15 protein-coding genes and 1 pseudogene are annotated in these 10,272 nt (G+C 44.9%); 6 read left to right on the top strand and 10 right to left on the bottom strand.

Annotated features, from left to right (window positions below):
- Positions 1 to 311, bottom strand: a pseudogene (locus GRP75_RS13635) (SAM-dependent methyltransferase); the annotation flags it as partial.
- Complete coding sequence (locus GRP75_RS13630; protein WP_103050297.1) at positions 298 to 954, bottom strand: DUF6483 family protein; 657 nt, start codon at positions 952 to 954, stop codon at positions 298 to 300. The pseudogene GRP75_RS13635 and the gene GRP75_RS13630, both read right to left, overlap by 14 nt.
- Before the next feature lie 394 nt (positions 955 to 1,348).
- Between GRP75_RS13630 and GRP75_RS13625 the strand changes: the two genes are divergently transcribed.
- On the top strand, positions 1,349 to 1,915 hold the full coding sequence (locus GRP75_RS13625) for a pyridoxamine 5'-phosphate oxidase family protein (protein ID WP_160789563.1): 567 nt from the start codon (positions 1,349 to 1,351) through the stop codon (positions 1,913 to 1,915).
- An 89-nt stretch (positions 1,916 to 2,004) separates the two neighbouring features.
- Here GRP75_RS13625 and GRP75_RS13620 read toward each other — a convergent pair whose 3' ends face one another.
- Both GRP75_RS13620 and yyaC read right to left on the bottom strand, forming a co-directional pair.
- Positions 2,005 to 2,799, bottom strand: coding sequence for an alpha/beta fold hydrolase (locus GRP75_RS13620; RefSeq protein WP_160789562.1), 795 nt, complete (start codon positions 2,797 to 2,799; stop codon positions 2,005 to 2,007).
- Between the two features lie 88 nt (positions 2,800 to 2,887).
- The gene (gene yyaC, locus GRP75_RS13615) at positions 2,888 to 3,478 is read right to left on the bottom strand and encodes a spore protease YyaC (protein ID WP_160789561.1); all 591 of its coding nucleotides are present in this window, start codon (positions 3,476 to 3,478) and stop codon (positions 2,888 to 2,890) included.
- Between the two features lie 120 nt (positions 3,479 to 3,598).
- Here yyaC and GRP75_RS13610 point away from each other — a divergent pair, with 120 nt between their 5' ends.
- Entirely contained in the window at positions 3,599 to 3,826 is a 228-nt protein-coding gene (locus GRP75_RS13610) for a DUF1128 domain-containing protein (protein ID WP_013373034.1), read from the top strand.
- A 193-nt stretch (positions 3,827 to 4,019) separates the two neighbouring features.
- On the opposite strand, the gene GRP75_RS13605 is transcribed toward GRP75_RS13610, so the two are convergent.
- Positions 4,020 to 4,739, bottom strand: a complete 720-nt coding sequence (locus tag GRP75_RS13605) for a pirin family protein (RefSeq protein WP_160789560.1) — start codon at positions 4,737 to 4,739, stop codon at positions 4,020 to 4,022.
- A gap of 231 nt (positions 4,740 to 4,970) precedes the next feature.
- Here GRP75_RS13605 and GRP75_RS13600 point away from each other — a divergent pair, with 231 nt between their 5' ends.
- From GRP75_RS13600 to GRP75_RS13585, 4 genes are all read left to right on the top strand, one after another.
- Entirely contained in the window at positions 4,971 to 5,675 is a 705-nt protein-coding gene (locus GRP75_RS13600; RefSeq protein ID WP_160789559.1) for a phosphatase PAP2 family protein, read from the top strand.
- A 137-nt stretch (positions 5,676 to 5,812) separates the two neighbouring features.
- Positions 5,813 to 6,070, top strand: a complete 258-nt coding sequence (locus GRP75_RS13595; RefSeq protein ID WP_013311925.1) for a GlsB/YeaQ/YmgE family stress response membrane protein — start codon at positions 5,813 to 5,815, stop codon at positions 6,068 to 6,070.
- A gap of 50 nt (positions 6,071 to 6,120) precedes the next feature.
- Positions 6,121 to 6,522, top strand: coding sequence for a YtxH domain-containing protein (locus tag GRP75_RS13590; protein WP_023990268.1), 402 nt, complete (start codon positions 6,121 to 6,123; stop codon positions 6,520 to 6,522).
- Positions 6,523 to 6,614: 92 nt separating this feature from the next.
- Entirely contained in the window at positions 6,615 to 7,091 is a 477-nt protein-coding gene (locus GRP75_RS13585) for a DUF5665 domain-containing protein (protein WP_160789558.1), read from the top strand.
- A 115-nt stretch (positions 7,092 to 7,206) separates the two neighbouring features.
- Here the strand turns inward: GRP75_RS13585 and GRP75_RS13580 are convergent, their stop codons facing one another.
- From GRP75_RS13580 to GRP75_RS13560, 5 genes are all read right to left on the bottom strand, one after another.
- Positions 7,207 to 8,166: a magnesium transporter CorA family protein gene (locus GRP75_RS13580; RefSeq protein WP_028541853.1), complete on the bottom strand. Its 960-nt coding sequence runs from the start codon at positions 8,164 to 8,166 to the stop codon at positions 7,207 to 7,209.
- A 120-nt stretch (positions 8,167 to 8,286) separates the two neighbouring features.
- A complete protein-coding gene (locus GRP75_RS13575) occupies positions 8,287 to 9,060 on the bottom strand; it encodes a sigma-70 family RNA polymerase sigma factor (RefSeq protein ID WP_013311929.1) in 774 nt (257 codons plus the stop codon).
- Positions 9,057 to 9,509 (bottom strand): anti-sigma B factor RsbW, encoded by a 453-nt coding sequence (gene rsbW, locus GRP75_RS13570; RefSeq protein ID WP_023990271.1) that lies wholly within the window; start codon positions 9,507 to 9,509, stop codon positions 9,057 to 9,059. Before rsbW ends, GRP75_RS13575 begins: the two co-directional genes overlap by 4 nt.
- Positions 9,510 to 9,527: 18 nt before the next feature.
- Positions 9,528 to 9,866, bottom strand: a complete 339-nt coding sequence (locus tag GRP75_RS13565; protein WP_023990272.1) for an STAS domain-containing protein — start codon at positions 9,864 to 9,866, stop codon at positions 9,528 to 9,530.
- 99 nt (positions 9,867 to 9,965) lie between these two features.
- A partial coding sequence (locus tag GRP75_RS13560) for a response regulator (RefSeq protein ID WP_160789557.1) occupies positions 9,966 to 10,272 on the bottom strand: 307 nt, incomplete at its 5' end.

Raw genomic sequence — 10,272 nt, 5'->3', positions numbered from 1 at the left:
AGCACTTGGTAGTCTGCATCCTTGGCGCATAGAAGTCCTTGGCGGAACGTGTCCTCAAACAAGGCAGTCATACGCTCATTAGCTTCGTCAGGGGTCAGATTTTCATGAATGACTTTGTTGCTATAATGAAAAGCAAACTGGTAATACAGCTTATTTTTCAATTCTACAGGTTTGATTTGCACTTTAGTAAAAGAAGCATCCTCCCGTTTGCGAAGCTGACTCAGCGTCGCTGTTATGAGGGATCCTCCCGTGGTCAATTGGTATATAAGTTCGCGCAGTGAATCCAAAAGGTACATCTCACTTTCTTTCATGTAATTGGGTGATCTCGGTCAAACCCTCGGTGACTTCCTGGCGTGAAATTCCACCCAGCTCCAGCTCTGCATTGGTCTTATCCAGTAATTGACTATAAAACGTCTCCGCTTCCGCTAGCAGCTCTGGCTGCTCCCATGCCAATCCAAACCAGACATCGGCGGCTTCGTCCAGCCTGTTTTCCCGCTCGTAATGAACAGCCAACAGTTTGCTGGTTTCAGGGGGAAGCTCATATTCACGCACCAGTTTCACGATACACGCTATTCGTTCAGGCAAGACCTGCAGATCACGAGTCGCGCCATTCGTATCGCTGTACAAATATAAATGAAGAGATTTCATCAAGATTCGTATGCCCTCGTCTGTTCTGCTGGTTTCCAGGTAAATCACGGCTTCTTCCTCTAAAATGCGAGCCACCTGCTGAAGCTTATCCGCTTCAATTCCAGGGCCCAATCGGAAAAGCTCAATAATTTGTTCCGGCGGCAATCGTCTGAGCAGATCTGAACGAAGACGAAACTGCTTGTTGAGCAGGTCATCTAGCTGTTTTAGCGCTTCGACATGTTTATTTTCACGCCTTAGACCGAGCACCGATGCTACTGCGGATGTCAATTCTTCCATCATACTGAGCAAATAATCTTTTCTAAGCAAGCCGTTCCCTTCCTTTCATCCCGATGCCTAGACAACCAGAAACTCTGTCTTCTGATTGTATGACATCCTTGTCTAAAAGCCAAATGCCCTACCATGCAGAAATACCACTTATAACCTTCACCCTCAGTTAATAACATCAATGATCAGGAAGTCAGAATGCTCACGTATGGCAGTGAATTCCTACGGTACAGTACTTTATAGCTGATCATGTGACTAGCGAATGACGGTTTTTTTTAAATCAATATTGCTTCTTCATTAGTGTTGTGATATTTTTGTTTCATACGAAACAAAAAATAATCAGTATATTTAAACATTCCATAAAATTATTTATAATAATTATTTTCTTTAGAAACAAAATTTATATGAATATTTTTGTGAGAAAGGATGATGGAGTTTGGGTAATCAATTTAGCTCGATATTACCGGAACATCAAGAGTTTATACAGCGGCAGCATATTTTCTTTGTAGGATCAGCACCGCTATCCAAGACAGGGCACGTTAACCTTTCCCCCAAGGGATATGATTCCTTCCGTATTCTATCGGATCAAAGGGTAGCTTATCTTGACTTGGCGGGAAGCGGCAACGAGACAAGCGCCCACATTATCGAGAACGGACGGGTAACAATCATGTTTTGTGCATTTGAGGGCGCTCCCAGTGTACTAAAGCTCTATGGTACTGGTACCGTCGCGCTGCCCGATACTAAGCAATGGAATGAACTGTACCCTCTCTTCAACCCGCTTCCCGGTGCAAGACAAATCATTGTTGTGGACGTTCACATGGTGCAGAATTCATGTGGTTTTGCGGTTCCCTTCATGACATACACGAGCGAACGGGAAAAGCTGAAGGAAGTCTCAATTCAGATGGGAGAAGAAGCACTTAAAAAATATGCCTATGAGAAAAATCTGGAGAGTATTGACGGTTTGCCGACAGCGTTTGCCTTTAACAAAAGTAATATAAATTAGACACCTTACACACCTAAATAATTGACTACCCAAAAACCGGAACCTCTGTTTATCACATCAGAAGGTTCCGGTTTTGGGCTTACCTTAGTCTACCTTTTCAAGTTTTGCTCTAAAAATGTCAAGATGGTGTTCGCTAATAACTCCGGTGCCTCGAACAGGCTCATGTGACCTGCTTCCGGTAGGGTAACCTGAGTTACTCCGGCCCGATCTGTTGTAAACGTCCGCGCTGGAGGAACCGCCTGATCCTGCTCACCCGCTACTAAAAGGGCTGGCAATGCAGAAGCCGACAACACATCCCGCCGATCAGTACGCTCGCGCATAGCCAGTGATGCTCCGACGGCTCCTTGTGGTGGTGTTTTGTAGCCAATTTCTTTGACTTTAAGTAATTGGCTGGACATTGACTCCACATGATCAGGAGCAAACAGTCCCGGTACGAGTCCATCTACAAAGGTCGTAATCCCCTCCGTTTGGATGGTGGATACAGCCTTATTCCGCTTTTCTTTACCTTCATCCGTATCTGCATATGCTGTGGAATGAATCAGTCCAAAGGCTGTCAGGCGTTCTGCATGTCTCTGCACTGCCGAAAGGGCAAGATAGCCTCCTAGGGAGTGACCAAACCAGGCAGCCTGAGGAATGTCCAATTGTTCTTGAAGTTTAAGCACATCATCTGCCATTTGATCAATAGTATAGGCTCCTAGTGGAGCATCGCTGCGTCCGTGTCCACGCAAGTCTGGAACAATACAACGATAGCTTTGGGATAGCAAGGGAACAACCTCATCCCAGTAGGAAGAACTTCCGCAAAATCCGTGCAATAGAATGATCGGATCTCCTTTTCCCTGTTCGGCATAGCAGATCGTCGTTCCTTCGCATAATACCTTTTCCATGTGGAACCCTTCCTTCTCTGTATATAATCTATTGGATCTGAATATATTAGTGAGTAGAACATGCTGATGTATATTATTAAGCAGACCATCAATATCTGAAACGGTAACCCTCTGGAAAATCTTGCGAAGTTGTTTTTAAACCAAATTCATAAGCCGCCGCATTAGCAATATGCGCAGCCATGGTCATGACCAAGTGAAGCGACGTCATTTGGAGTGTCCAATAGGGTTTGGGACTGCGCTCATTCACAATCGCTGCAACACTATAATGACCAACAGACGGCAGAGACAGCCCCACCGATCGCGCAGGAGTTAGCGGTTCACGCGCAATAAGAAACATTCCTGTTGAGCCGTGCTGTCCAAGACAAGCATCTATGGCGATCACATGATGATCTTGGGGAATGCACTCCAAGTATGAAACCAGATGATCTGCATCACAGGGCTCCGTCATTGTGCCAATCACGTGCGGAAAGCCTTGCTCCTTGAGCATGGTGCCTACCAGTGGCCCGAGTGAATCACCCGATGAGCGATCTGTACCGATGCAAACAAAAGTCAACTTATCTATAGCATGCTGATGATGAATTTCTCGGAAAAACGGCGCGAGTCCATCTCGATCTGTTTTCTTTACATTATGTTCTAAGGACGAGCGACCGGGTGCGGAAGCTCGATTATACAAAGACAACTTTGTCCATCCTCCTTGATTCGGTTGTATATCGGTAAACTGGCTTTCAGTACATTCTACAACAAAAACATGATACAATACAGGCAACTTCCCCTGTTATGAAAGGATGGAAAATTAACGATGGATTTGTCTGTACCGTCTCATGCCAACATTGAGTATATGATTGAGGGTATTAAAACCAAGCTCCGTATGGCGAGTGGTGCTGCTATGCAGGCATCCGCTTTCTCGCTGGAGCAATACGAGGACATTCATGATGTCTATGATATGGTGATAAGCAAGCCTAACCTGAGCATTTCAGAGGTTGAAGCTATTGTTTCTGAACTGGGCAGATTGCGCAAGTCCTCCTGAATCAGCTTGTAGGACAGCCAGCTTAGCTGTATTACATCCTATCATCATGAGCAACAGCCTTCATGATAGTGGCCCTGTCAGCGTAAAATAAAGCTCGTACCTCCGGTCGTCTCAACAGACGTGCAACGGGATACGAGCTTTATTTTTCGATTGCATATACGCATTTTCATACACTTCTTCACTCAAGGATGCTTCAAGGCAAATCAGCTAACACCAGTTCAGATATATCTTCATTACCTGTAGCTCGTATCTTTAATGTACAGTTTTTTTGAATTCGCGCGGCATCACCAGGCCCTAACTGAAAATCCCCATCCTGGCACGTAACTTCCACATGACCGCTAACTACATAGATGTGGGTGCGGCGCTCCTCTTGCTGCGGATATTCAAGCTGCTGTCCTTTTTCCAATCTGCTCAGATACAGATTTATATCCTGCGCGATGGATAACGCTCCCTCCACTTCTGAACCAGACACAACAGGCTGAAGCCGATTTAGACGTTCACTGTGCTTGAATCTTTGCACCTGATAAGAAGGCTGAATGCCAGGACTCTCGGGTAAAAACCACATTTGCAAAAAACGAACTGGTCTTTCATCCCCAGTATTTCGCTCTTCATGTTCAATTCCGGTGCCTGCACTCAGAACCTGGATCGAGCCGCTTTTCAAATCCTGCTCATGTCCTAAGCTGTCGCTATGATGCAATTGGCCTTCAATTACATAGGTGACGATTTCCAAATCGTGATGCGGATGTCTTTTGAAGCCTTGCTGCGGTTCAAGCACGTTATCATTATGGGCTAGCATACAACCAAAATGGGCATTGCTCGGATCTTCATAATCGGCAAATGAAAAGCTAAACTCACTATGAATCCATCCTTTATTTGAGGTATGTCTTTCTGCCGATGTCACTATTTTAATCATCCTTAACACCTCCATGGATTCCAGTTCCGTAAAGCAGCCTTGCTTTGTGATAACTATTCCACTTCCGGCCCTGGCATTACAAACGCTGTGATACGATCCCTTTACCCCGGGCTTATATGCCTCAATCAGCCTGTCGTCTCCGTCGGGTTTTGCTCTTAAGTTCATTATTAGTTAAGTTAATAGTACGAAAAATTGAATCTATCACAGCCATAAGGAGGAGATTTATTACATATGCTATCTCATGAACCCCAATCATCCCGTTTCCTACCGAGCTATTTGCGCCGTAGTCTGTATGCATCTATTATCATGATCGCTGTGTTGCTTCTCGTCGCCTACTCTGTGAAATGGATTGGCACAGCTCCTTTTCTATATTGGGATGAACGCATACAGGATGCCATTTTTCCAGACACAGCAGCTGCTCGCTACCAACTGCTAACCATCGCTATATTCATTACATCTTTCGGTTCATTCCACATGTCCTTAATCATCGCCCTCGGTGCTGCCACCTTGTGTTGGGTCAGTCTTCGCTCAAAAGCTTATTCCTTTGCGATCCTAAGCAGCTTTACGGCGATGTGGGTGCTGAATACGCTCATTAAAGAAATTTTGCAACGGGAACGCCCATCACTTCAACATTTGGTTGAAGCCGGGGGCTACAGTTTTCCCAGCGGTCATGCGATGATTTCCATGGGATTTTTCGGAATGATATTTGCCATTTGGGCCATAGAACGAAAGATTCGTGGGCGTTCGCTCTTTCTTCCGTGTGTTCTTGGTACACTACTGATTCTCTTGATTGGATTAAGCCGCGTATATCTAGGCGTTCACTTTCCTACAGATATTGTGGGTGGCTATATTGCAGGTATAATTTGGCTGGTGTTTACCGTTCCTGTGATCTATTGGCGAGCGCGCATGAAGCTTCCTTCCACTCCCCACCAGTAAATGTCCAAGACGGCTTTTTGTTTCACTCCGGGTCACGACGTTTATATACGAAGTAAGCAAGGCTCAGCAATATCGAAGCTCAGCCTTCATTAAAAACGTTATGGTTTTGTGAACTTAGGATAAGGGAGGCGATCCTTGTGTGGGGAATTGTACTAAGTATTGTAATGGCTATTATTATCGGATTGATTGGCGATGCACTGGCTGGTCATGAAATGCCTGGCGGCATTGCGGGCTCTATGATTGCTGGATTTGTAGGAGCTTGGCTAGGTGTCATGCTATTGGGAGACTGGGGCCCGGTCATCGGAGATTTTGCAGTCATTCCAGCCATACTCGGAACCGCATTGTTCGTGTTCTTGCTCGGACTTGTGTCCAGGCTATTAAGAAGGGCTACCTAACATTTATATATATCTTTTATTCTTTAATTCTATAAGAGGAGTGATATAACATGAGTAACATTGACAATCAAAATATGGCAAGTACTTCAGGTTTTGCAAAAGGTTTATTTATTGGAGGTTTGATTGGTGCTGCCGCAGCCCTGCTGTTCGCGCCGAAGCCGGGTCGTGATTTGCGTAGTGATCTGTCTGATAAAATTACAGTTGTCTCTGATAAAACAAAAGACGTGGCATCTGTAGTTAGCAGCAAAGCGACAGATTTGGCCAAAACCGTTTCCACCAAAACAGCAGATGTAGCCAAAACGGTATCCGAGAGCAAAGACAATATCGTATCCAGCGTAACCAAGGCTTCTGCCGATGTCGCTAATGAAGCAGCCAAAGCGGATAAAGAGGTTATGGATGCAACGGCTCAAGCGGCCAAGGATACGCAAAAACAATTGAATGCAAATTCCTAATAGCTACACATTCTGATGGCAAAAAAATAAGCCCTACACTGAACAGCCAGCATGCAAGAAGCTGGCTGTTTTTAAATGATAGAAAGGCTGGGATGACAATGAGCAAGCCAAACTCCTATGGAGATGATCTTACCGCAAACAACAAAAGAACCTTTCATCCCTTACAGGCTCAAGATCAGCCAGATGAGGTTTCATCCAAGCAGGCTTCTTCCTCTCCTGATCATGTTAAAACGCATGATCAGGAGAGAGACTTTGATGTAAATGAGCATCCTTTTGAGCTGCGCCATGAGGTCAAGCGGCTTAACAAACGCTTAGATCAAATAGCAGATACGCTCGAAAGAGCAGAGTTCAAAGATATTCTGGAGAACTACTCCAGCACTAAAAGAAGAATTATGAGCAATCTGACCGCAGGGATTGCACGTGGTCTCGGCCTTACGCTGGGTACAGTGGTCATACTCGCCTTGCTCGCTTGGTTGCTCAGTTTCCTGGTACAATTAAATCTTCCGGTCATCGGAGATTTCATCGCCGAATTATTAGGATATATCAAAATGAGCCAAGGTACTAAGTAATTGTCCCTATCTCATTTAAAAACGATCCATCGTAACCGGTAATAGACTCCTCAAAGAGCCTCCAGTTACGATGGATCGTTTTTTATTTGTAAATTGTAACAGCTGTAGTCAGCCGCTACAATTTGTTGCGCTTGTTAGCTTTCAATAAGTCTCCTGTCCACCCCTTCATCATCAGCCAGCCGTACATTCCCAACATACTTAGCAATGTGGCAATAATCACGGTGGTAAAACCCCAGCCTGTTTTAATCCAAGGCAGATTTTCAAAGTTCATGCCCCATATAGCGCCCACTACAGTTGCTGGTGTAAATACGGCGGTGACAATGGTGAGCGTCTTTGTAATCTCATTCCCCCTAAATGCAGAAATGGCGTCGTCAATGGAGATCAATGTGTCGATTTCCTTTTCATAATGCAGGAAAAGTCCTTCCATCCGAGTAACACGGTAAAGTAACTGCTTGAAAAAACGATTCTCCTCCAGTTTATCCAGATATGCCTCCCGAGAAGCCGTCACCAGCTCTGAAAAGGGAATGAACATATTGCTCCAATACAACAGCTCGAAACGTGCATTCAATATAGAATCCATCAGCGTACGAGCATTCCTTTTCTCCATGTCCTCTTCCAGTCTTCTCAGGTTGATCTCGAACTTATCCATACCTGTATGAAAGTAATGGAGCACGGCTCTCGCCAATACAAACATGCCATCAGCTGCATCCTCACACTGTTCCAGCATTTTTTGGCGTTCCGCGGTGTGCATGATTTCACGGGTATTTTGATCCAGATTTAACGTCACTAACTTCTGATTTAAGACCAGAAAATAAAACTTGTTGCAATTGCGCTGACTGTCGATCTCCTCCTGAACAGAGTAGATCAGCGACCCGTACATTAAGGGCTGATTGCCATCTGGAAAGCGCACAGATATAAAGCTGGATGGAATGTCCTCTACCTTGTCCAGCCATTCTGAGGCTTCTGGGAGCTTCTCCTTCAAATGCTGTATGACCGAATCTTGCCAATTCCCAGCACTGATGTCCCACCATTCCCATCCTCCACGAAAGGAAGAAATCTGTTCAAATGCTGTCATGGATTCCAACCTTCCTCCCAACCTTTTTCGCTTTATAAAAAGGACACGCTTCCCATATCGGAATAACGTGTCCTTACGATGTGACGTCAAATATTTTTCGCCATATAATCTGCCATCTACTCATGAAATAGAGGAATTAGACATAATCTGCTTCAGCTTTTCCGTTGCCCGCTTCTGAATACGGGAAACGCTCATCTGCGATACGCCCAACGTCTGTGCAATCGCACGTTGAGATTGACCGTCCTGAAATGCCAGAAGAAGCACCTTTTGTTCCTGCTCCTTCAGTTGGCTTAAAGCCTGCTGCAAATCCATTCGTTTTTCCACAGTGTCATAATCGTTAGCATCCGAGCTAATGAGCTCGCCTAATGTAGCTGCACTCTCTTCCTGGGATAAAGGCGAGTCCAGTGAAACATAGTGATAGCACTCACGGCCTGCAAGCACCTCAATCGTTTCTTCCACGGTAAGATCCAAATAGGTCGCAATCTCATCCACATTGGGTGAACGTTCCAATTTAACGGTTAGTTCATCAATAGCATGTTGAACAAGCGCCCCCTTTTCCTTAATACGACGAGGAACCTGGATGTACCAGGATTTGTCGCGCAAATAATTTTTCATATGTCCCAGCATACTTTTCATAGCATACGGTTCAAATGGGATACCCAAGCTGATATCGTATTGCTGAAGCAGACGTATCAAAGCCATCTGACCGGTCTGATATAAATCCTCGTATAAGTCCGGACGGTTACGGGAGATCTTCCCAGCAGCCATCTTGACCATCGGCTCATACTTACGGATCAGCACGGTAGCAATCTCGTTATCTTTTGTTTGCTGGTACTCCCAGATTAGACCAACGGCTTCATCCATCGACTCCGGGGGAGTTACCTTTTCATTCATACTCTTTCCTCACTTCTGGTCAGTCGCTTTACAAGCACCACTTCGGTGCCTTTTCCTGTCTCATTCAAGATATGGACATCGTCCATAAGCGCCTGCATGAGATAAAAGCCTAATCCGCCTATCTGCGCATCATTCAACTCCTTGTCATGCAAGGATGCGATACGGGACGGGTCCTCCACACGTTCAAAGCTCTCCCCTTCATCTTTGACACGAATGGACAACGAAACTTCATCAAATTCGAATATTACTTCCACGACTCCCCCCTCATGACCATAAGCATAAAGGACAGAGTTATTACACGCTTCCGATACAGCCACTTTCATGTCTTCAATATCCTCATAAGAGAATCCCATTTTCGCGGCAATACCGTATAAATTTAATCTTACAATATCAACAAAGTCAGCAGTTGCCGGCAAATTAAGAACTACTTTTTGAATTTGAGCATTCATTTCTTTTTCTTTCCTTTCCTATTGGGAATTCTCCTGGGGGACAAAGAATTTGGCAATACCGGTCATATCAAACAGCTTTTGAATTTGAGGCGGTACCTCTTGAACAGCAAAGCGAGACTCCATCCCATGCCTTGCTTTTAAAATGGATAACAAGATACCAATCCCCGTGCTGTCAATGTATTTAAGGTCTCTCAAGTTAATAATCAAATCTTGGCTTGACTCCCCCACCAAAGGCTCCATCACCAGACGAAAATCAGGTGCTACCGAAAGATCCAACTCTCCACTCAGATAAACGGTATTTACACCATCGGTTGTTTCTGTAATTGCATTAAACTTCTCATTTTTATTTGTATTCATAGGCCTACTCTCCCGAAAAAAGATTTCCCTACATACTAACCCATTATACGATCGTTTGAATCACGGTATAACTTTTTAAACACTACCAAATGCCACCATCTAGGCTTCATTGATTTGTTCTTTACCCGGCTGCATTGGAAAATGGTCCGGAGAATGCCGTAGCAACGCCTGTTTTACACTGCTGATTTTAACGGGCTTACTGATATAATCGTTCATCCCAGCTTCAATACATCGAGGCTGAATACCCTCCATCACATTAGCCGTCATGGCGATAATGGCAGGTTGGGATCTTCCCGCCAATTGCTCACGCACTCTACCCGTACACTCCAGACCGTCCATCACAGGCATCTGCAAGTCCATAAAGATATAGTCATAGTCCTGATTCGCCATGACCATATCAAGCGCC

Origin of the sequence: Paenibacillus sp. OT2-17, from assembly GCF_009827695.1 — a bacterium.
GTDB lineage: Bacteria > Bacillota > Bacilli > Paenibacillales > Paenibacillaceae > Paenibacillus > Paenibacillus polymyxa_B.
Note: the sequence above shows the minus strand (reverse complement) of the source record. Positions and strands in the feature narration are given on the sequence as shown.